The 22,086-nt window shown below is 67.6% G+C and carries 18 protein-coding genes; 16 read left to right on the top strand and 2 right to left on the bottom strand.

From position 1 onward, the window contains the following. Positions 1 to 10 precede the first annotated feature (10 nt). Entirely contained in the window at positions 11 to 442 is a 432-nt protein-coding gene (locus ABD260_RS16190) for a DUF2550 domain-containing protein (protein ID WP_344234358.1), read from the top strand. Positions 443 to 467: 25 nt separating this feature from the next. Here ABD260_RS16190 and ABD260_RS16185 read toward each other — a convergent pair whose 3' ends face one another. Then, positions 468 to 1,157, bottom strand: coding sequence for a response regulator transcription factor (locus tag ABD260_RS16185; RefSeq protein WP_344234357.1), 690 nt, complete (start codon positions 1,155 to 1,157; stop codon positions 468 to 470). Continuing rightward, entirely contained in the window at positions 1,145 to 2,347 is a 1,203-nt protein-coding gene (locus ABD260_RS16180; protein ID WP_344234356.1) for a sensor histidine kinase, read from the bottom strand. The genes ABD260_RS16185 and ABD260_RS16180 overlap by 13 nt, the downstream gene beginning before the upstream one ends. Before the next feature lie 144 nt (positions 2,348 to 2,491). On the opposite strand from ABD260_RS16180, the gene ABD260_RS16175 reads away from it, so the two are divergent. From ABD260_RS16175 to ABD260_RS16105, 15 genes are all read left to right on the top strand, one after another. Next, on the top strand, positions 2,492 to 3,253 hold the full coding sequence (locus ABD260_RS16175) for an ABC transporter ATP-binding protein (RefSeq protein ID WP_344234355.1): 762 nt from the start codon (positions 2,492 to 2,494) through the stop codon (positions 3,251 to 3,253). Next, positions 3,250 to 4,614: an ABC transporter permease gene (locus ABD260_RS16170; protein ID WP_344234354.1), complete on the top strand. Its 1,365-nt coding sequence runs from the start codon at positions 3,250 to 3,252 to the stop codon at positions 4,612 to 4,614. The genes ABD260_RS16175 and ABD260_RS16170 overlap by 4 nt, the downstream gene beginning before the upstream one ends. Before the next feature lie 50 nt (positions 4,615 to 4,664). Then, positions 4,665 to 6,599, top strand: coding sequence for a vWA domain-containing protein (locus ABD260_RS16165; protein WP_344234352.1), 1,935 nt, complete (start codon positions 4,665 to 4,667; stop codon positions 6,597 to 6,599). A 632-nt stretch (positions 6,600 to 7,231) separates the two neighbouring features. After that, complete coding sequence (locus tag ABD260_RS16160) at positions 7,232 to 8,251, top strand: methyltransferase domain-containing protein (protein ID WP_344234351.1); 1,020 nt, start codon at positions 7,232 to 7,234, stop codon at positions 8,249 to 8,251. A gap of 176 nt (positions 8,252 to 8,427) precedes the next feature. Beyond that, a complete protein-coding gene (locus ABD260_RS16155; RefSeq protein WP_344234350.1) occupies positions 8,428 to 10,071 on the top strand; it encodes an ABC transporter substrate-binding protein in 1,644 nt (547 codons plus the stop codon). After that, positions 10,071 to 11,072, top strand: coding sequence for an ABC transporter permease (locus tag ABD260_RS16150; protein ID WP_344234349.1), 1,002 nt, complete (start codon positions 10,071 to 10,073; stop codon positions 11,070 to 11,072). Before ABD260_RS16155 ends, ABD260_RS16150 begins: the two co-directional genes overlap by 1 nt. Next, positions 11,069 to 11,935 carry an ABC transporter permease gene (locus ABD260_RS16145; RefSeq protein ID WP_344234348.1) on the top strand — a complete coding sequence of 289 codons (867 nt, stop codon included), beginning with the start codon at positions 11,069 to 11,071 and terminating at the stop codon, positions 11,933 to 11,935. Before ABD260_RS16150 ends, ABD260_RS16145 begins: the two co-directional genes overlap by 4 nt. Beyond that, on the top strand, positions 11,932 to 12,903 hold the full coding sequence (locus ABD260_RS16140) for an ABC transporter ATP-binding protein (RefSeq protein ID WP_344234347.1): 972 nt from the start codon (positions 11,932 to 11,934) through the stop codon (positions 12,901 to 12,903). The genes ABD260_RS16145 and ABD260_RS16140 overlap by 4 nt, the downstream gene beginning before the upstream one ends. After that, complete coding sequence (locus ABD260_RS16135) at positions 12,900 to 13,862, top strand: ABC transporter ATP-binding protein (protein ID WP_344234346.1); 963 nt, start codon at positions 12,900 to 12,902, stop codon at positions 13,860 to 13,862. Before ABD260_RS16140 ends, ABD260_RS16135 begins: the two co-directional genes overlap by 4 nt. Further along, positions 13,859 to 14,881, top strand: a complete 1,023-nt coding sequence (locus ABD260_RS16130) for a LacI family DNA-binding transcriptional regulator (RefSeq protein ID WP_344234345.1) — start codon at positions 13,859 to 13,861, stop codon at positions 14,879 to 14,881. Before ABD260_RS16135 ends, ABD260_RS16130 begins: the two co-directional genes overlap by 4 nt. A 4-nt stretch (positions 14,882 to 14,885) precedes the next feature. Continuing rightward, entirely contained in the window at positions 14,886 to 16,445 is a 1,560-nt protein-coding gene (locus ABD260_RS16125) for an FAD-dependent oxidoreductase (protein WP_344234344.1), read from the top strand. Between the two features lie 12 nt (positions 16,446 to 16,457). Then, positions 16,458 to 17,885, top strand: a complete 1,428-nt coding sequence (locus tag ABD260_RS16120; RefSeq protein ID WP_344234343.1) for a cellulase family glycosylhydrolase — start codon at positions 16,458 to 16,460, stop codon at positions 17,883 to 17,885. 72 nt (positions 17,886 to 17,957) lie between these two features. Then, positions 17,958 to 20,018, top strand: coding sequence for a DUF6351 family protein (locus ABD260_RS16115; RefSeq protein ID WP_344234342.1), 2,061 nt, complete (start codon positions 17,958 to 17,960; stop codon positions 20,016 to 20,018). A gap of 178 nt (positions 20,019 to 20,196) precedes the next feature. After that, complete coding sequence (locus ABD260_RS16110) at positions 20,197 to 21,201, top strand: ABC transporter permease (RefSeq protein WP_344234341.1); 1,005 nt, start codon at positions 20,197 to 20,199, stop codon at positions 21,199 to 21,201. Next, a complete protein-coding gene (locus tag ABD260_RS16105; RefSeq protein ID WP_344234340.1) occupies positions 21,198 to 22,082 on the top strand; it encodes a carbohydrate ABC transporter permease in 885 nt (294 codons plus the stop codon). The genes ABD260_RS16110 and ABD260_RS16105 overlap by 4 nt, the downstream gene beginning before the upstream one ends. Positions 22,083 to 22,086 lie beyond the last annotated feature (4 nt).

The raw sequence follows: 22,086 nt of genomic DNA, 5'->3' as shown, positions 1-22,086 counted from the left end.
TCGGCAAGGTATGAGGACAGCCCTCGATGTCGTCGGGGTCTGTCTGCTTGCCGCCGTGCTGTTCATCGTGCTGGTCGCGTTCCGCCGTCGCTGGTTGTCCAGGGACGGCGGAACTTTTGATTGCAGCCTGCAACTCGCGCAGAAGGAACACGGCCGCGGCTGGGCCCTCGGCCTGGCCCGCTACGTCGGCGACGACCTGCAGTGGTTCCGCGTCTTCAGCCTGGCCTGGTGGCCCAAGCTGGTCGTCAACCGCCGCCAGCTCGAAGGCGTCACCACCCGCCGCCCGATGGGCAACGAGCCCCTGGTCACGTACGCGGGCCACGTCATCGTCGACGCCAAACTCCACGACCGCACGGTGCACTTCGCGATGACCGAAGAAGCCCTCACCGGCGTCCTCGCCTGGATGGAATCGGCCCCGCCGAGCACCCAGACGTACCTGTAGCGCGTACCTGTTGCGCACAGCGTGGTCAGAGGCCGGCGGCGTTGACGATCAGGGCCAGCTGGACCCGGTTTTCGGCGTCGGTTTTGGTGAAGATGGTGCCTACGTAGCCTTTGACCGTGGGGACGGTGATGGCGAGGGCGGTGGCGATCTCGGCGTTGGACTTGCCGTCGGCGACGGCTTTGGCGACCTGGAGTTCGCGGGTGCTCAGGTGGCGGAGCCGGGCCCGGGCGGTCGCGATGGCGTCGGCGGTGCCGGTGGCTTCGGCGGTGCCGGCGATCAGGGTGAGTACGCGGCGGGCGATCTCGGGGGAGAGCAGGCTCTCGCCGGCGTGCGCGGCGCGGATGGCACGGACGATGTCGTCGGGCGGCGCGTGCTTCAGCAGGTACCCGACGGCGCCGGCCCGGATAGACTGCTCGATCAGGTCGTCGTCGTTGAAGGTGGTCAGCACGATGACGGCCGGGGTTTCGCCGCGGGCGCGGAGCTCGCGGGTGGCGGTGATGCCGTCGATCCGCTTCATCCGCAGGTCCATCAGGACGACATCCGGCCGGTGGGCGGCGACCGCGGCGGGTACTTCGCTGCCGTCGGCTGCTTCGCCGACGACCTGGATGCCGGACACGCCGTCCAGCATCGCTTGCAGCCCCATCCGCACCAGCGCGTCGTCGTCGACCAGCACCACCCGCGTCTCGGTTCCTACGGCGTCCACTACAGGGTCCACGGCAGCCTCCCGATGATGACGAACTGGTTGCCGACCGTCTCGACCGAGAAGTCGCCGCCGACCAGCGAAGCCCGCTCACCGAGACCACGCAGGCCGGTGCCGCCGCCGGGGATGGCAGCGGGGACGGCAGCGGGCTCGCCGCGGAGGAAGGTGCTCACGGTCACCACGAGCTCGGCCGCCCGGGCGCGTACCAGCACGCGGACCGGCGAATCCGGTGCGTGCTTGCGGGCGTTGGTCAGCCCTTCCTGGACGATCCGGTACGCGGTAGCTTCGACCGCCAGATTCTCCGGAAGGCCCGTGCGTACGCCGTCGCCGGGCGGCTCGAATCGGATGTCGGACCCGCCCAGCCGGACCTCGTCGATCAGCGGCGCGAGGTCGTCGAGGCCAACGGCCGGCGTCAGCAAGGTGGCTCCGTCGGTGCCGTCCCGGAGGATGCCGATCACCTCCTGGAGTTCGTTCAGGGCTTGATGCGTGGTCTGCCGGATCACGCCGGCGATCTGGCGGGTCTTGTCCGGCGAGAGGTCGGAGCGGAACTCGAGCGCACCCGCCTGGACACTGAGCAGGGACAGGCGGTGGGCGAGTACGTCGTGCATCTCCCGCGCGATCCGGCGCCGCTCCTGGTCCCGGGCGTTCGCGGCGAGCAGGTGCTGGCGGAGCTCGAGGTCCTTGGTGTGCTGCAGGACGGTCCGCAAATAGTTGCGCTGGGCACCGACCATGAGACCCCAACCGACCACGCCCAGGTTGATCAGGCTGCCGAGCAAGAGCTGCGTACTGTAGCTGTAGCCGCCGGCGTCCGGCACGATCAGCGGGAAGATTCCGGTCGCGAGCACAGCGGCGACGGTGAGCACGGCGACGGCTCGGCGCGGGAGCCGGATCGCGGCCGTGAAGAGCGCGACCAGGGCGGCGCCGGCTGCCGACGCTGCGACCGCGGAGGCGGCGACACCGAGGATCGCGACCGGAAGTACGGCGGTCCGGCGCAGGTACAGGGCGGCGCAGGCGACAGCTCCGATCAGTACGTCGGTCGCCAGTCCGGCCGTACTCCGTCCGTCGACCGAGGAGACCAGGATCAGCGCACCGAACCCGGCCGCGCACCCGGCCAGCGCGAGGTCGATCAGCCGTTGCTGACGCGCTGACCGGCCGGCGGCAGCGCCCGTCGAGGCGTACGTCAGTACGTGCCAGCGTTGACTCATCCCGATCACTCTAGCCACCCATAACTCGGCACGGACCCTTCTCAGGTCGGGTCAGTCGCCCTACCAGAGTCGGTGTCGCGATCGTCCGGGCCCGGGCAGGCTGCGGTACGTCCCGATGTACCACCTGACCGATCGGATGGACCGTTGATCGACTCCGACCTTCCACGCTCGGCGATGCAGCATCCGCTGCGCGTCGTGGAGCTGACCAAGTCGTACGGCGTGGCGCCGACCGAGGTGACCGCGCTGGCCGGCGTGACGACCGAGTTCGCCGCGGCCACCTTCACGTCGATCATGGGGCCGTCCGGATCGGGCAAGAGCACATTGTTGCAGTGCGCGTCCGGGCTGGACCGGCCGACCAGCGGCACCGTGTACGTCGACGGAACCGAGCTGCTGCAGGGCAGCGAGGCCGAGATCACCCGGTTCCGGCGGGCCCGGATCGGGTTCGTCTTCCAGCAGTACAACCTGTTGCCGACGCTGACCGCCCTGCAGAACGTGATCCTGCCGATGCGGCTCGCGGGCAAGAAGGTCGACCGGCGGCGCTGCATCGAGCTGCTCACCGAGGTCGGGCTCCGGGACCGGATCGATCACCGCCCGGCGGAGCTTTCGGGCGGTCAGCAGCAGCGCGTCGCGATCGCCCGGGCTTTGGCTTCGCGGCCGTCGGTGGTGTTCGCCGATGAACCGACCGGTGCCCTCGACGGCGCCAGCGCCCGCGAGGTACTGGCCGTGCTCCGGGTAGCGGTCGACGTGCACCGGCAGACCGTGGTGATGGTGACGCACGATCCGGTCGCGGCCTCGTACGCAGACTCGGTGGTCTTCCTGGCCGACGGCCGGATCGTCGGCACGATGACCGAACCGACCGCGCCGCGGGTCGCCGAGCAGATGCTGCGGCTGGACCCGGCGTCATGACAATGCTCGGACTCGCGCTCCGCTCGGTGCGCTACCGCCTCGGCGGTTTCGTGGCGACCTTCGTCAACGTGTTCCTCGGCGCGATGACGCTGATGGCCTTCGCGTCCCTGTACGACAGCGCCGCCGGGCCGGGCGTTTCGGCGGCCGACAAGACCTCGCTGACGACCATCTCGGGGGTGGTCGGCGGTTGGGGGCTGGTGATCGTCGCGTTCGGCGTCGCGTCGACCATGTCGCTGTCGGTGCGGCAGCGGCAGGCTGAGCTCGCCCTGCTGAAGGCGGCCGGCGCGACGCCGGCGCAGGTTGGCCTGATGGTCATCGGCGAGGGCGTACTGGTGTCCGTCGCCGCGTGCCTGGTCGCGATCGTGCCCGCGATCCTGGTCGGCAGCGCGCTGCTCGCCGCACTCGTGTCCAGTGGGCAGATCGCCGAGAGCGTGTCCTTCCGGTTCGGTGCGGTGGCGCTGGGCGGCGGGCTGGCCGTGACCTTGATCGCGAGTGTGCTGGCCACGGTCGTGACGTCGCGCCGGGCCGGCCGGGTCAGTGCCCGCGAGGCCCTCGTCCAGGCGAGCATCGAGCCGCCCCGGTTGGGCCGCCGACGGGTGATCCTCGGCCTCGTACTCCTCGTGGTCGGCGTCAGTTGTGCCGTCACCACGACGACGGTCGCCGATGCCGAAGGATTTCTGACCATGAGTCTCGCGGGTCAGTCCGGGATCGCCACCGCGATCGGTCTCGCGTTGCTCAGCCCGGCGTTGCTCAGAGCCGCCGTCGCGCTCGTTCAGGGCCCGATCGGCCTGTTCTCCGGGGCGCCTGGCGAGCTCGCGGCGTCGAACGTGCGGCAACGGACGAAGCCGATCGCCGCGATCACGATGCCGGTGATCGTCTTCACCAGCGTGGCGATCGAAACCTTCTACATCCAGGAGATCCAGAACGCCGCGAACAAGGCGATCGGCCTGCAGCTGAGCCTGGACGACAAGGGCGTCCAGACGCTGAACTTCGTCATCGTCGCGATGATCGCCGCGTTCGCGGGCATCATCGTGGTGAACAACTGTGTCGCCACGATGATCGCGCGGCGCCGTGAGTTCGGCCTCGCACGGTTGCTCGGCGCCACTCGTACCCAGGTCCTTGGCATGGTCGCCGTCGAGTCGGTGATCGCGCTGGTCGCCGGAGTCGTGCTGGGTACGGTCGCGGCCGCGCTCGCCGTCGGCGCGTACTTGGCGGCGCGATCCGATGCCCTGACAACCGGTCCAGGTGCCGGGATCTACCTCGGTGTCGTCGCGACAATCACCGTCCTGACCATCGGCGCCAGCCTGCTCGCCACCCGTACCGCCCTGGCCGCACCCGCCGTCGAGGCCACCGCCCGGTGACCCGCCCCGGCCCCGGAAGACTGATGACCCGCCCCCGCCCCGGAGGAATGATGATCCGTCGTGCCGCTGCCCTGCTACTGACCGCTGCCGTGCTCGCGTTCCAGCCGATCGGCAGCGCGCAAGCGGACCCTGAGCCCGGCGACACGGGCAAGCTGGTTCTGGTGCTCGACTCGTCGGGCTCGATGAAGGAGCCGGCCGGTGACGGTACGACGAAGATCGTCGCCGCGCGGACCGCACTGAGCCGGGTGGTCGCCAAACTGCCGGAGACCGCGCCGGTGGGCCTGCGCGTGTACGGCGCGACGGTGTTCAAGCGCGGTCAGGCCGGCGCGTGTACGGACACTCAGCTCACGGTGCCGATCGGTACGAGCAATCGACCGCTCTTGCAGTCGGCGATCGCCAAGTACAAACCGTACGGCGAGACCCCGATCGGGTACTCGTTGCAGCAGGCCGCGAAGGATCTCGGGCCGACCGGGCAGCGCACGATCGTACTGGTGTCGGACGGCGAGGCGACCTGCGCGCCCGAGCCGTGTGCGGTGGCGAAGGAGATCGCCAAGCAGGGGATCGACCTGAAGATCGACGTGGTCGGGTTCCGGGTGGCGGCGAAGGCGCGCAGCCAGCTGCAGTGCGTGGCGCGGGAGGGCCGCGGCGACTACTACGACGCCGATTCGACGGTCGATCTCGAGGCCGGGCTGGAACGGCTGTCGACGCGGGCGTTCCGTCCGTTCCGGATCTCGGGGACGCCGATCCAGGGCACCGCGGCGCCGGAGGGAGCGCCGACGGTTGCCCCGGGCCACTTCTCGGACAGCTTCGATCTGCTGGACCAGCCGAAGCACTATCTGATCGACCGGAAGGTGGCCGGCTCGACCGTACGCGCCGGGCTCAGTTTCCGGCGGCCGGCCGGGGCGACGAGCCTGGTCATTCAGACCAAGATCACCTTGATGACTCCGGCCGGCGAGGTCTGCGAATCGGGCCGGCCGCGGGTCCAGAACGGTGACCAGGGATTCGCGACCGGTACGGCGTCGAGCTGGCCGAACCTCAAGCGGAAGGACGACGCGTGCTTCACGGCCGACCAGCTGGTCCTGGTCGTTGACCCGGGCAAGGACTTCCGGGAGATCGCGAACGTGCCTTTCGAGTTGCGCATCGAGGAGGAGGCGCCGGTCGAAGAGACGAAGACCTTGCCGGCCAAGGCAGATGATCCGGTCTGGGTGCCGATGCCGGGTACGGCTCCGCGCGACATCGTTCCCGGATCGAGCTTCCCGGACGCGCCGCTGCTGCAGGCCGGCAGCTACCGGACCACGTTGTTGCCCGGTGAGGTTCAGCTCTACAAGATCAAGGCGGATTGGGGTCAGCGGATCCAGGCGCAGGTCACGGTTCCGAAGATCACCGGGGCTGCCGGTGACCTGATCGGCATCCGGTACGTCGACACGGCGGTGATCTCGCCGGCCGGAGCCGAGGCGTACGCCGTCTCGCCGGTGAACGCGCCGGGTGGACCGGGCGGCAAGCGCGGCGTACTGACCGCGAGTCGTGGTGTCACACAGGCGATCACGACCAAGGAGATCCGGTACCTGAACCGCGACGGGGCTACCAGTCAGGACACCGGTACATCGACGCCGGGCGAGTACTATCTGGTCGTTTCGATGACCCGCAAGGCTGATGACACGAGCTTCACGATCCCGATGACGCTGACCGTCGGCGTCCAGGGTGTCGCGGGCACCGGCAAACCGACGTACGCAGCCGCGCCGCCTGAATCACCTGGCACCGCGTCCCCCTCGTCACCGGACACCGTGACGCCGTCCCCGGGCAGCACCCCCGAGCCGTCACGCCCCAGCGAGCGAACGGAAGCCGGCGGGCCGATCGAGGACGAGGACACCACCTCCGCCGACGACGTCCCCCTCGGCCTGATCGCCGGCCTCGGCGGCGGCGCCCTGGTACTGATCCTCGTCGGCTTCCTGTCCGTCCACCTACTCCGCCGAAAGACGCCATAGGCAACATCCCCCGCCGTCGAAGGACGGCGCCCTCCGTCGAGGGTCGGTGTGCGCATGTCCCAGTGCACATACCCACCGCCACACCCACCGCGGCACCATCGCCGTGCCCACCGCGATACCAGCGCCGCGCCCACCGCCGCCGGACGCGCGCACCCACCGCCCCATCCACCGCGTGCGCAAACCCGGCTGCCCGCGCCATTGGGTACCGAAGGGCGGGTAGTCATGGTCGACTCCTCCGGACGCTGAGCGTGCGGCACTCGCGTTCGGCGGTCCCTGATCGAACCACTACCCGTTCTTCGGTACCGGTCAGCCGGTCAACAGCCGGGATGACTTCAACACACGGTGACCCCGGGCCGAGTACGCCACAACCTCCACCCACACCACCACACCAGCCGCACCACCACAGCCGCCGTTACGCGCACCACCACCGCATCCGCCAACGCCCCAAACGTGTTCCAGCCAGCGAAAGTCGGTGGAGGATTTGTTGGCTGGTGTGCCACGATTTCGGGCGTGAAGAGTTTCTTTTTCCGACTGGGCTAGCTTCCGCTGGTCCTGGTGTGGCGTTCTGCCCTTGGCCGGCGACGCGGGAGTAGCTGCTTGGTTGCTTCCGGGGTCTTGCCGGGAGATTCTTCATGTCTTCTGCACTGGTATTGGTGCGGGCTGTTTCGGGTTTGGAATGGGTGGTGGCCGAGGAGGTCGCCGCTGCGGGGCATCGGGTGGTGGAGGTGTCCAAGCGGCAGGTCGTCGTCGAGGGGATGATCGAGAGGCCGCCGCGGGTGGCTGACGACTTGTTCGTCGTGCAGGGCAGCGCGCCGGATCCCGGGCGGCCGAAGAACGGGCTGGTCGGCGCGGTGCGGGCTGCTTTGCGGTCGGCGCCGGAGCCGGGTGGGGCGTTCGCGGTTTCGGCTTCGTTTGTGGGGGAGCGGAACTTCAATCGGTACGACGTCGAGGATCTGGTCGGGGAGCGGATCGCACGGTTGGTGGGTGGGCAGTACCACTCGCGGCGCGGTGGGGTCGTGCCGCCGGATGATCGGGCCGAGTGGCGGGTTGTACTGGATGGAAAGACGCTGTGGATCGCGCTCAGGCCGTACGCGGTTCCGTTGCATCGGCGGGTGTGGCGGCAGCGGACCGTACCGGGGAGTCTGCATCCGCCGGTGGCGGCCGCGATGGCACGGCTTGCGCGGCTGGCACCCGGGCAGGGCGTACTCGACCCGTTCTGCGGTGCCGGCACGGTGTTGCTGGAAGCGCAGTCGCTTGAGCCCGGTGCGAGCTACGTGGGCGTCGACCGGGAGCGTGCGGCGATTGCGGCGGCACGAGTAAATGGTGCGCGGTTGGGTGGGTCGGGGATCAGTTGGCGGGTGGGTGACTCGCGGCGAACTCCCGCCGGCCGGCTGCGGGCGCGCCCTGCAACGGACCCCGTCGGTGGGTCGTTCGATCGGATCGTGAGCAATCCGCCGTGGGGTGTACGGGTGGACGCGGCGGACTTGCCGGCGGCTCTGCGGCGGTGGCGGGACGTGCTGCGGCCGGGTGGGTTGGTGGTGGCGCTGTTGATGGCTGAGCAGGTGCCGCGGGGATGGCGGGTGCTCGACCGGTACGAGGTGGCGGTCGCCGGGCGGCACCCGGTGATTGTCATCGCCGACCGGATCAGGTGATTGCCGTTCCGGCGACGACCGGATCCGGTGATTGTTGTTGCCGGGGTGTCTCGCTCTTGACATGCGCGCGTAACGTTCGTAGGTTCCTGCGCATACGTAAGAGCACCGCCTTCCAAGCTCATATCTGACTGCTCATACGTATGAACGTGCAGCCGCTCTAGTCTGGGGTGAGAGATATGCGCAGTCGCCGGCAGGTGCTCTTGGTGCTCGGTGCGGTGGTGCTCGCGGGATGTTCAGGTCCCGCGGTGAAGCCGGCCGGTGGTGGCGGGGCGGAGGCCTCGATCACCTACGCGAAGACCGACGGGGGTACGACGTTCGTCCGCAACTACAACGTGATGGGCCCGGCGACCGACAAGGCGCCGAACGCGGAGCTGGTGTACGAACCGCTGATGCGCGTCGACTACGCAAACGGCGGTGTGGTGAAGCCGTGGCTCGCGCAGAGCTGGGCGTTCTCCGACCAGGGCAAACTGCTCACGATCAAGCTCCGCACCGACGCGACCTGGTCGGACGGCAAGAAGTTCACCGCCGACGACGCCGTGTACTCGCTCCGGCTGCCGATCGACAAGCCGGACTTCAGCATCGCGGGGGTGACCTACAAATCGGTCGCGAAGGTCGACGACAGCACCGTCAAAGTCACCTTCCCCGAGCCGTCGTACGCGACTCTCAACCAGTTCGCGAACATCCTGCTGCCGATGGTCCCGAAGCACATCTGGTCGACCCAGAACCTGAACACCTGGACGAACCCGGACCCCGTAGGCACTGGACCGTTCACGGTCAAGGAGTTCAAGCCGCAGCAGATCACCCTGGCCGCGCGGTCGGACTACTGGGGCGGCAAGTTGCCGATGACAACGTTCAAGATCGTCCCGACCGCCGGTGACGCACTCAAGGCGCAGCTGCTCAAGGGCGAGCTCGACTGGGCGTCGGCCAGCTGGGCGAACGGCGAGAAGGAGTACGTCGCCAAGGACCCGGACAAGCACCTCTACCAGCTGTACTCCAACGGTGGCGCGATGTCGGTGCTCTTCAACACCGCCAAAGCACCCTTCGACGACGTGCACGTACGCCGCGCGCTCGCGCTGACGGTCGACCGCACCGCCGTCGTGACCACGCTCCAGCGACCGGGCACCGAGGCCGGGCCGACCGGGCTTTCCGAGCAGCTGTTCAGCGACTGGCTGGACCCGGCGTACAAGGGCAAGGTGCAGAAGGTCGACGCCGACGCCGCCAAGGCCGAGCTCGCGAAGGGCGGCTGGACGGTCGACAACGGTGCGCTGGTCAAGGACGGCAAGCGGTACACGCCGAGCATCCTGTTCAACGCCGACTGGGGCTGGGGCAGCTACGCCGACATCCTAATCAACAGCTGGAAGCAGACCCTGGGGCTGACCGTGAAGAGCGCCGGCCAGCCGAGCGCCGGGTACTACGACAAGCAGAACCTCGGCCAGTTCGACGTGGCTGCCGCGTCCACCGGCGGGGCCAGCGTGTACGGCGTGTACCGCTTCCTGTCCAGCCAGTACCTGACGCCGATCGGCAAGTCGGCCACCTTGAACCAGGGCCGCTGGAACGACCCCGAGTCCGACAAGCTGATCGCCGCGATGCAGCGGACCGAGGACGTCGAGGAGTTGAAGGCGCTCGGCAAGCAGCTGCAGAAGATCGTCGTGGACAAGGTCCCGTTCAGCCCGATCTACAACAACTTCTACTTCATCGACATCAACTCGACCCGGTGGACCGGCTGGCCGACGCCGGAGAAGTTCGAGAGCATCCCGTTCGCCGGGATGGGACCGGACACGATCATGACGCTGCTGAAGCTGCAGCGCCGGGGCAACTGATGGTCCGGTGGGCCTTCCTGGCCCGGCGGCTCGGGTTCTACCTGGCCGCCGCGGCGGCCGCGATCGTGCTGAACTTCCTGCTCCCGCGGCTGATGCCGGGCGACCCGTCGTCGGCGATCGTGGAGGAGCTGGAGCGGGTCAGCGGCCAGCAGGTGCCGGCCGAGACGCTGATGTCGATCCGGGCCATCTTCGGCAACCCGCACGCGAACCTGCTCCAGCAGTTCGGCGACTATGTGCGGCAGCTCGCGCACGGTGACCTCGGCGTTTCGGTGGTCAACTTCCCGGTCCCGGTCGCCGACCTGGTCAGCCAGGCGATGCCGTGGACGTTGCTCCTCGTCGGCGCGACCACAGTCACCGCGTTCGCGATCGGTACGTTGCTCGGCGTCGTCGCCGGCTGGAAGGCAGGCAGCCGCTTCGACGCGATCCTGACCCCGTTCACCACCTTCCTGTCAAGCGTCCCGTACTTCTGGGTCGCCTTGCTCGCGCTCTGGGTGTTCGGCTTCGTCCTCGGCTGGACCCCACTGTCCGGCGGGTACGACGCCGATCTGCCACAGGGCTTCACCTTCGCGTACGTGTTGAGCGTGCTGCATCACGGGATCTTGCCCGCGGCAACCATCGTCTTCTCGGCCTTCGGCGGCTGGCTGCTCGGGATGCGGAACATGACGGTCACCACCGTCCGCGAGGACTACGTCCTGCTCGCGCAGGCGAAGGGCCTGTCGCCCGGCCGGGTGATGCTCAGGTACGCGGCCCGGAACGCGATGCTGCCGAGCTTCACCGGCTTCGCGATGGCGCTCGGTCATGTCGTCGGCGGCGCGCTGCTGACCGAGATCGTGTTCAGCTATCCCGGCATCGGTTACCTGATGTACGAGGCGCTGCAGAAGCGCGACTACCCGATGATGCAGGGCGTCTTCCTGCTGATCACGCTCACTGTCCTGCTGGCGAACCTGATCGCGGACCTGATGTACGTACTGCTCGATCCGCGGATCCGGGCGAGGGGATGACCATGCTCAAGAGCTGGAAGGTCCGTTTCGGCCTCGGTGTACTCGTCTTCTTCGTACTGCTCGCGATCATCGGCCCGCTGCTCCCCTTGGACCCGCGGGCGAACGACTTCAGCGCGATCTCCCAGCCGCCGAGCGCGAAGCACCTGTTCGGCACGACCCAGTTCGGTCAGGACGTCCTCGCGCAGACCGTCGCGGGCGCCCGCGGCTCGATGCTGGTCGGCATCCTGGCCGCGTTGATCGGTACGCTGATCGCGGTCCTGGTCGGCGTACCGGCCGGGTACTTCGGCCGCGCGGTCGACAACGGCCTGAACTTCCTCACCAACTTGTTCCTGGTGATGCCCGTCCTGCCGCTGATCCTGATCGTCGCGGGTTATGTACAAGGCACCGGTCCATGGGTGATCGCCCTGATCATCGGCCTGTTCGGCTGGTCCGGCGGCGCGCGTACGCTCCGGGCGCAGGCGCTCAGTCTGAGCAGCCGTGATTTCGTGCTGGCGATGCGGATGGTCGGCGAACCGCATCGGCGGCTGATCTTCTTCGAGGTGCTTCCGCATCTGACCGGCTGGATCTCGGCGATGTTCCTGCACGGCATGATCGGCGGGGTGATGGCCGAGGCCGGTCTCGCGTTCCTTGGCATCACCGACTCCGGGTCGATCAGCTGGGGCACGATGATCCAGGCGGCACAGCAGCAGAGTGCCGTACTGCGCGGGTTCTGGTGGTGGTTCGTACCGCCCGGGTTGTGCATCGCCCTGATCGGTACCGCCGCGACGATGGTCAACTTCGGCGTCGACGAGGTGTCCAACCCGAAACTGCGGATGGCCCGGCGCTCGGTCGTCGTCCGGACCCGGAAGGTGGTCGAAGCATGAGCGTGCTGACCGTGGACGGCTTGACCGTCGACTACCTGACCGGCGATCGGCCGGTGCGGGCCTGTGACGACGTGTCCTTCGAGTTGCAGCGGGGTGAGATCCTCGGGGTGGCGGGGGAGTCGGGGTCGGGCAAGTCGACGTTGATCACCGCGCTGACCCGCCTGCAGCGTCCGCCGGCGGTGACCACGGCCGGCCGGATCGAGTTCAACGGCACGGATCTGGTGACTTTGAGCGCCGATGAGTTGCGCAAGCTGCGCTGGACCTCGCTGGCGATCGTGCTGCAGAGCGCGATGGACGCACTGAATCCGGTGATGCGTGTCGGCGCCCAGTTCGTCGACGTACTGCGCGCGCACGACAAGTCCATGAGTCGCAAGGACGCCTGGGCTCGCGCGGCCGAGCTGCTCGGCATGGTCGGGATCTCCGCCGACCGCGTCCGCAGTTATCCGCACGAGCTGTCCGGCGGGATGCGGCAGCGGGCGAGCATCGCGCTCGCGCTGGCCTGTGGTCCCGAGCTGGTAGTGATGGACGAACCAACGACCGCGGTCGACGTGGTGATGCAGCGGCAGATCCTGGCCCAGGTACTGCGGCTGCGCCGCGAGCTCGGTTTCGCGGTCGTCTTCGTCACCCACGACCTGTCCTTGTTGCTGGAGCTCGCCGACCGGATCGCGATCATGTACGGCGGCCGGATCGTCGAGATCGGTACCGCCGAGTCGCTCTACGGCAAGCCGCGCCACCCGTACACCCGCGGTCTGCGTGATTCGTTCCCGCCGCTGCGCTCGCCGCTCCGCAAGCTCAGCGGCATCCCGGGCAGCCCACCGGACCTGCGCGACCCGCCGCCGGGCTGTGCGTTCCATCCCCGCTGCCCGGATCGTTTCGACGGTTGCGACCAGCAACGACCGGATTTGCTGACCATCGAGGAGCATGCCGTCGCCTGCCGGCTGTACCCGTCGGGAGAGGATCGAGTATGAGCCAACCCGTTCTGGAGGCCCGCGGGGTCTCGAAGCACTTCCCGGCCGGCCGGTCGACGGTCCGCGCGGTAGAGGACGCGACGCTCGCGCTGCAGCCCGGCCGCATCGTGGCGCTGGTCGGCGAGAGCGGCAGTGGAAAGACGACGCTCGCGCGGCTGCTGGCCCGGTTCTACCCGCCGACCGAGGGCGAGATCCGGTTGCGCGGTGAGCTGGTCAAGGGCAGCCCCCGGGCGTACTACCGCGATGTTCAGCTGATCTTCCAGGACCCGTTCGGTTCGCTGAATCCGCTGCACCGCGTGCGCTACAACCTGGAGCGTGCGGTCAAACTGCATCACGACGTACGCACCAAGGAGGAGTTGGAGCGGCGAGTGGTGGAGCTGCTGGAGCGGGTCAGTCTGACTCCCGTTGAGCAGTATGTCGACAAGTTCCCGCACGAGCTGTCCGGCGGGCAGCGGCAGCGAGTGGTGATCGCGCGGGCGCTGGCGGTCGAGCCGAAGGTACTTCTCGGTGACGAGCCGATCTCGATGCTGGACGTGTCGATCCGGCTGGAGATGCTCAACCTGCTCGATCGGTTGCGTACGGAGGACGGCCTCGCGCTGCTGTACATCACGCACGACATCGCCAGCGCGCGCTACCTGTGCGACGACATCGTGGTGATGTACGCGGGCCAGATGATCGAAGGTGGTCCGAAGGAAGACGTGATCGCCGATCCGCTGCATCCGTACACACAGCTGCTGATCGACTCGTCACCCGATCCGGAGCGGGACCGTACGGACCGCGCCGCGCTCTTCGACGCGGAGGATCTGGGCGAACCGCCGAGCCTGATCGACCCGCCGGCCGGGTGCCGGTTCCATCCAAGATGTCCGGTCGCGATGGACGTCTGCCGGACCGAGGCACCACCCCGGACCGAACTACCCGGCGGGCGCTGGACGCACTGCTGGTTGCAGGAGGACCGATGAAAGCACCACGTCAGTCCGATGTCGCCCGGCTCGCCGGGGTGTCCCAGTCCGCGGTGTCGCGGGTGGTGAGCGGCGAGATCGACCGGATTCCACTGGAGACCCGGGACCGGATCCTCGCGGCAGTGAAGGAGCTCGGGTACGTCCCGAACGCGGCCGCGCGGAATCTCCGGAACAAGCGCAACCGGCTGCTCGGCGTACACACCTTTGAGTCGGTGTTCCCGCACGCGCGCGAGGACTTCTACTTCGAGTTCCTGCTCGGGATCGAGGAGCGGGCCGAGGAGATCGGGTACGACCTGGTGCTCTTCACCTCGACCGGTACGAGTGACGGTCGCCGCCGGATCTACCGGGACGGTACGAACCGGCTGAACCTTGCCGACGGCACCGTTCTGCTCGGTGCCGCGACCGACCGGGAAGAGCTGGCCCGGTTGTGGCACGACGGCTATCTGTTCGTCCACATCGGCCGCCGGGAGGTGCCGGGCGCGGAGATTCCGTGCATCATCCCGGACTATGTGACGGCCGCCGACCGGATCGTGGCGTCGCTGGCCGAACGCGGGCATCGGCACTTGGCGTACCTGCACTCGGGCATCGATCAGGAGGCGTACGCGGATCGCCGGACCGGCTACCGGGCCGCGGTCGAACGGCTCGGACTGCAGGACCGCTCGCCGGGTCACCGCGGCGAGCCCGGACTGACCGACGAGTGGCTGGACGAGCTGGCCACCGGACCGGAGACGGCGGTGGTGGCCGAGAACATCGGCCAGGCCGAGGACCTGCGGAACCGGCTGGCCGCGCGCGGGCTGACGATTCCGGCGGATCTGTCGGTGGCGGTGCTGGAGGGATCGGGTGACGAGCCCGGGCACCGCTGGGACTGCCTGGTGATCCCGCGCAAGGAGATCGGCCGGATCGCGATCGACGCCCTGGTGGCGCGGGTCGAGGACCCGGACGCGGAACCGGTCAGCCAACTGGTGGCCTGCGACCTGGTGGCCGGCGAAACCGTCGCCGCGCCCCTTATTAAGGAGTAAACGGGTGGAACTGGATACTGATGTCCTGGTCGTCGGCGGTGGCTTGGGTGGGGTGGCCGCGGCGCTGGCGGCGGTCAAGCTGGGCCACCGCGTCGTCCTGACCGAGCCGACCGATTGGCTGGGTGGGCAGCTGACCAGCCAGCTCGTGCCGCCGGACGAGCACCCGTGGATCGAGGAGTACGCGCCGACCGGGTACGCCGACCTGCGTACCCGGATCCGGGCGTACTACCGGCGCAACTACCCGCTCCGCCCCGAAGTCGCTGCCGATCCGCTGCTCGATCCGGGCCTCGGCGTGGTCAGCCGGTTCTGCCACGAACCACGGGTCGCCGCGGCCGTACTGGACGAGCTGGTCGCACCGTGGCGCGCGTCCGGCCGGCTCCGCGTGTACTTGGAGCACGAGCCGATCGCGGCGTCGACCAACGGCGACGAGATCGATGCGGTCACGCTGCGGGACCTGCGTGCCGGTCATGAGCTGACGGTTTCGGCCGCGTACGTCGTGGACGCGACCGAGCTCGGTGACCTGCTGGAGCTTGCGAATGTCGAGCATGTGATCGGTGCGGAAGGCCGCGACCAGACCGGTGAACTGCACGCGCCCGAGGTCGCGAATCCCCTTGATCAGCAGGCGTTCTCGTGGTGCTTCGCGCTGGAGCATCGCGCGGGGGAGGACCACACCATCGACAAGCCGGCCGGGTACGAGCACTGGCGGAACACGGTCGCACCGTTCTGGCCGGGACCGCAGTTGTCCTGGACGGATGTCGTACCGGTGACGTTGGAGCGGCGGGAGTGGAAGCTGTTCGAGCCGAACCCGGATCAGCGCGCACCGTTCTCGATCTGGCGGTACCGGCAGATCCTTGCCAGTAGCAACTTTGTCGACAAGGCGATCCCGGACGCGACGGTGGTGAACTGGCCGCAGCTCGACTACTGGGAGCAGCCGCTGCTCGGCGGTCCGGACCCCGAGGTCGCGCTGGCCGCGAGCCGGGACCTGTCGCTGTCCTTCCTGTACTGGATGCAGACCGAGGCCGGCTATCCCGGGCTGCGCCTGCGGCCGGACCTCACCGGTACTGCGGACGGTCTCGCGAAGACGCCGTACATCCGCGAGGCGCGGCGGATCCAGGCCGAGTTCACCGTGCTGGAGCAGCATGTCGGCGTCGAAGCACGGCCGGAGGGTTCGGGCAGTGAGGTGTTCGCGGACACCGTCGGCCTCGGCCGGTACCGGATCGACCTGCACCCGAGTACAGCCGGGCGTACCTATGTCGACATCGAGGCGTACCCGTTCCAGATTCCGCTCGGCGCGCTGATCCCGGTCCGGGTGAACAACCTGCTGCCGGCGAACAAGAACATCGGGACGACGCACATCACCAATGGTTGCTACCGCCTGCACCCGGTCGAATGGAGTATCGGCGAGGCGGTTGGCGCACTGGTCGGGTTCTGCCTGACCGAAGGCCTGTCACCACGCAAGGTCCGTAACGATCCCACCCACCTGGCCGACTACCAGCGCCTGCTGGCGGACACCCTCAAGATCCCGCTGGCCTGGCCGGAAGAGATCCGCACCTATCGTGACTGAAGGGATGTAGCCGTGTTCCGAAAGTCTTTGGCCGCCCTGTGTACTGCGCTGTTGTTCTCCGCCGCGTCACTGGTGAACGCGTCCGCGCAGACCACCGCCCTCCCCGCCCTGCACACCGAAGGCAATCGCATCAAGAACAGCGCCGGCACCGATGTCACCCTCAAGGGTGTCTCCGTGATCGCCCCTGAACAGAACAGCGTCTGCACCGACTGCAACTCGAAACCGATCAACGACCTGATCGACATGACGGTGTCGAACGGCTGGAACTCCAAGGTCCTGCGGCTGCTCGTCACCGAGGCGATCGGCAAGGACCTGAACGCGTACGACGCCAAGTACATCAAGCCGTACGTCGATCATGCCGTGGCCAAGGGCCTGTACGTGATCATCGACCTGCACCTGGTCCGCAACTACGGCGACGCGGCCGGTGCGGTACCGCAAGCTGATGTGAAGGGGTTCTGGGACTTCATCGCGCCCCGGTACGCGAACAACCCGAACGTACTGTTCGAGGTGTTCAACGAGCCGATCGCGCCGGACAACTGGGCCACCTGGAAGTCGTACATCCAGCCGGTGGTGGATTCGATCCGATCGGTTGCTTCGAACGTCATCCTGATGGGCAGCCCGTCCTGGAGCACGCGGCTGAACGGTGCCGTCAGCAACCCGATCACCGGCGGCAACATCGCGTACGTCTACCACCTGTACCCGAACCAGGGTCCGGCGACGGCGGCGAACCTCGATCCCAAGTTCGGTACGGCCGCCGCGACGCTGCCGGTCGTACTGACCGAGTTCGGCTGGGATCCGGCGCCCTCGGCCAACCAGGTCACGGCCGGGACCACGTCCGGCTGGGGACTGCCGCTCCGCCAGTATCTGGACGCCCGTCCACAGATCGGATGGATCGGCTGGGTGTTCGACAACTTCTGGGCGCCGGTGATGTTCGACAAGAACTGGAACCTGCTGTCGGGGGAGTACGAGGCCGCGTTCATCAGGGACTGGCTGGCCGGGGCGCCCGCGACCTCACCGTGCTCCGACCACCTCGCCCGCGGCGCGACCGCGACCGCTTCGTCTTCGTACGACGCGAACTCGGGCGCGGCGAAGGCGGTCGACGGGTCGTGTACGGACAGTGGTCGCTGGATGTCGGCGGTCGGCGACACCACGCCCGTACTCACGCTGAACCTGGGAGCGTACAAAGACGTCAATCAGGTGGATGTGTACAGCGGGTATGGGTACCCGAACGTTGCCACCGGCACGGTACTGACCGCGTTCAAGGTTGAAGGCCACACGTCGGCGGGCTGGGTCCAGCTCGGTAGCGTGAGTGCCAATACCCGGTCCTTGGTCTCGATGGCCGGTCCGTCCGGGACAATTGACCAGATCCGCCTGACCGTCACCGACCCGTCGAACACCACCCCGGACATCGCGAGAGTGTACGAGGTGGCCGCCCACTGAACTACTTGAGGAGGAGGAACACTGACTTCCCGACCGCGACGGATCATCGCCGCGCTGATCGCCGGTGTGTTGGTGTTCCCCCTGGTCCCGGCGGTCACGTCGCGGCCGGTGAAGCTGCAGGTCCTGTCGAGTCGCGCGGACGCCGTCACCGGCGGTGACGCGCTGATCCACCTCGACGTGCCGAACCCGGACGACCAGGTCCGGGTGATGCTGAACGGCAAGGACGTGTCATCGGCGTTCACCGACGACGAGACCGGCATGACCGGGCTGGTCGAAAACCTCCGCCTCGGCACGAACGAACTTCGTGCCGAGGCCGGAGGCCGGCGGACGACGCTGGAGGTCCGCAATCACCCGCGTGAGGGCCCGATCTTCTCCGGGCCGCACGAGCAGCCGTTCCAGTGCGAAACCACGAAGTTCAAGCTCCCGGTGGTCGGCGGCACGCTCGGCCCGCCGGAGGACGCCGCGTGTACGGTGCCGGGGCGGGTCGACTACTTCTACCGGACCAAGGCGCGGAAGTGGGCGAAATGGCCGGCCGGCACCCGTTCGTACCCGCGCGATCTGGCCGAGACGGACTCCGGCGATCCGTTCATCGTCCGGATGGAGACCGGCAGCGCGAACCGGGCGGTCGTCCAGACCAGCATGCTGCACGACCCCCTGCGCGACCCGGTGCCGACGCCGACGCACCGGTCTGCGAGCTGGAACGGCCGCGCGATCTTCACCCTGGGTGGCGGCTGCGCCGGCGGGTGGTACCGGTCCGGGTCGATGACCGGCGGGGTGACCGACCCGGTGTTGCTCGGCCGCGGGTACGCGCTGATGTCGTCGTCGCTGAACGTCTTCGGGCAGAACTGCAACGACGTGATCGCGGCCGAGTCGGCGACGATGACGAAAGAGTTCTTCATCGAGCATTACGGCCGGCCGGAGTTCACCATCGGGTTCGGCTGCTCCGGCGGCTCGTACCAGGCACATCAGATCACCGACAACTATCCGGGCATCTTCGACGGGATCATCGTCGGGTGCTCGTTTCCGGACGTCGGGTTCGGCACGGTGTCGTTCATCAGCGATTCGTGGTTGCTGGATTCGTACTTCCGGGCGCGAAGTACGGTCCAGTGGACGCAGGAGCAGAAGCGCCGGGTGGCGGGGTTCGCTTCGTACGCGACGCTGCCGAGTATGGCGCTGAGTGCGCGGCGGATCGATCCGCGGCGGAACTGCGGGATCGTCCCGGTGGGATTGCGGTACGACCCGGTGCGGAAGCCGGACGGGGTTCGGTGCGATGTGTACGACCACGCGATCAATCAGTACGGCGCTGATCCGCTGACCGGGTTCGCGCGGCGGCCGTTGGACAACGTCGGCGTGCAGTACGGGCTGAAGGTGCTGCGGTCCGGGGGGATCACGCCGGGACAGTTCCTTGATTTGAACGACCGGATCGGCGGATTCGATGCCGATGCCAACCTTGTGCCCGGGCGTACGGTCGCCGATCCGGAGGCGGTGCGGGCGGCGTACCGGACCGGGCGGTTGAACAGCGGTGGCGGCGGGTTGAAGGATGTGCCGATCATCGACTACCGGGCGTACTCCGACAATGCGCCGTGGGGCGACATCCACGTGCGGTACCAGACGTTGTCGATGCGTGCGCGCTTGCAGAAGGCGAACGGTACGGCGGTCAACCAGGTGAGTTTGCTGGAGGATCTGCGGTACGGGTTGTTCAGTACCGGGAGTCCGCTGTTGCGGCATGCGGTCGATGCGATGGACGCGTGGCTGACCCAACTGACGGCGGATGCGACCAGCCGGCCGCAGATCGACAAGATCATCGCGGCCCACCCTTCCGGTTTGTCCGAAGGCTGCCGCGGCCCCGACGGCTTCATCAAGCAGCCGCTGGACCGCAACCCGTCGTCACGGTGCGAACGGCTGTATCCGTCAGCGTCCTTCCCGCGCGAGGTGGCCGGGGGAGGCGTCGCGGCCGACGTCGTCAAATGCGAACTGCGACCGCTCCGCCGCTGGGACTACCCAGGATTTACGGACGCCCAATGGGCAAAACTGCGCTCGATCTTTCCCGATGGCGTCTGCGACTGGTCCAAACCAGGCGTCGATCAGCAACCACTCGGCGGGACCTGGCTCAGCTACCAAAGCACGCCGTAGCCAACCGACGCTCCCGCGTTGACTGTCTGTCACAGCGGTTGGTAACGGTTCCAGATTTGGCCCAGGACGCACCGGCAAGCGGTTGCCGATTCCCTCACGACACGACAATATCGAACAAAGGGGAACGGAAAACGCTCTCCACCAGTGAGGGCGACGGCAACCATCCAGGGAGTCTCGCGTGGCTCGAATCGATGCAATCCACGACCGGTCAACCCCGACACAAGCTGCCGCCGGCCCGGGCGCGGATCCACCGGGTACCTCGCGCGGCCGGACGCTCAACTGGTGGGCGCGGGCTCGCCGGGACAAGATCCTGCTGCTGATGGCCCTGCCCGGCCTGGTGCTGCTGCTCGCGTTCCACTACCTCCCGCTACTCGGCAACCTGATCGCCTTCCAGGAGTATCTCCCGTTCGTCCCGCTCGGCCGCAGCGCCTGGGTCGGCTGGGACAACTTCGCCGTCATCTTCAACGGTGACGCCGAGTTCCTGAACGCACTGAAGAACACGCTGCTGATCACCCTGGTGCAGGTCATCTTCGTGTTCCCGGCGCCGATCGCGCTCGCGCTCCTGCTGAACAGCCTGCTGTCGGAGCGCATCAAGCGGATCGTCCAGTCCGTCCTGTACCTGCCGCACTTCCTGTCCTGGGTGATCGTGGTGGCGATCTTCCAGCAGATCCTCGGCGGCAGCGGGCTGATCAACAACTTCCTCCGTGAACACGGCATGAGCACGATCGACTTCCTCGGCAACCCGGACGGCTTCATCGCGCTGCTCACCAGTCAGGTGATCTGGAAGGACACCGGGTGGGGCACGATCCTCTTCCTCGCCGCCCTCACCCAGATCGACCAGGGGCTGTACGAGGCCGCCCGCGTCGACGGCGCGTCCCGCTGGCGGCAACTGTGGCACGTCACCGTCCCCGGCATTCGCGGACTGATCATCCTGCTGCTGATCCTGCGCCTCGGCGACTCGCTGACCGTCGGCTTCGAGCAGATCATCCTGCAACAGAACCTGGTCGGCAGACCCGCCAGCGAAGTGCTCGACACGTACGTCTACAACAACGGCGTCCTGGCCGGCCAATGGGGCGTTTCCGCCGCGGTCGGTTTGGTCAAGGGCCTGTTCGGCGTCGCCCTCGTACTGGGCGCCAACAAAGTGGCCCATCTCTTCGGCGAGGCGGGAGTGTACAAGAAATGAGTATGATCGACGAAGCTCCCGGAATGTCCTCCCGGGTATTGAAGGCTGTTGTGCTGATTGTTTGTTGTGCCTTGGTGATCGTGCCGTTTCTCGGCGTGATTTCGACCAGTATCGCGAGCCAGCAACACGTCACGAACTCCGGCGGATTCGTCCTGTGGCCGGACGGTCTCAACCTCGACGCGTACAAGTCCATCTTCAACGGCGGCGTCGTGCAGCGAGCGCTCGGCGTCAGCGTACTGATCGCCGTCGGCGGCACCTTGATCAGTCTCGCCGGGTCCACGATGCTCGCGTACGCGCTCAGCCGGCAAGGCTCGTTCCTGCAGCGACCGATCCTGATGATCGTCCTGTTCAGCTTGCTCTTCAGCCCGGGCCTGATCCCGAACTACCTGGTGGTCAAGGAATTCGGCCTCCTCGACTCGCTTCTGGCGCTGATCCTCCCGACCGCGATCAGCGGCTTCAACGTCATCGTGCTGCGCTCGTTCTTCATGAGCATCCCGGACTCGGTGCTCGATTCCGCCCGGGTCGACGGCGCCGGCGACTTCCGCATCTTCTGGTCTATCGTTCTACCTCTGTCGCGGGCGGTACTCGCGGTCGTCGGACTGTTCTACGCGGTCGGGTACTGGAACGCGTTCTTCAACGCGATGCTGTATATCAACGACACCGCGAAATGGCCGCTGCAACTCGTACTGCGGACTTATGTGGTGAACAACACCGAGCTGAGCAGCGGCGATCTCGGCGGTGCTTCGGCCGACCAATTGCCGCCGCAGGAATCGATTCAAATGGCGATTCTGGTGGTTTCGCTGGTGCCGATCCTGATCGTGTACCCGTTCCTGCAGCGGCATTTCGCCAAGGGCATGATGACCGGCGCGGTGAAGGGGTGACGAG

Origin of the sequence: Kribbella hippodromi (assembly GCF_039531045.1) — a bacterium.
Taxonomy (GTDB): Bacteria; Actinomycetota; Actinomycetes; order Propionibacteriales; family Kribbellaceae; genus Kribbella; species Kribbella hippodromi.
This window is presented reverse-complemented; position numbering and strand designations above follow the sequence as displayed.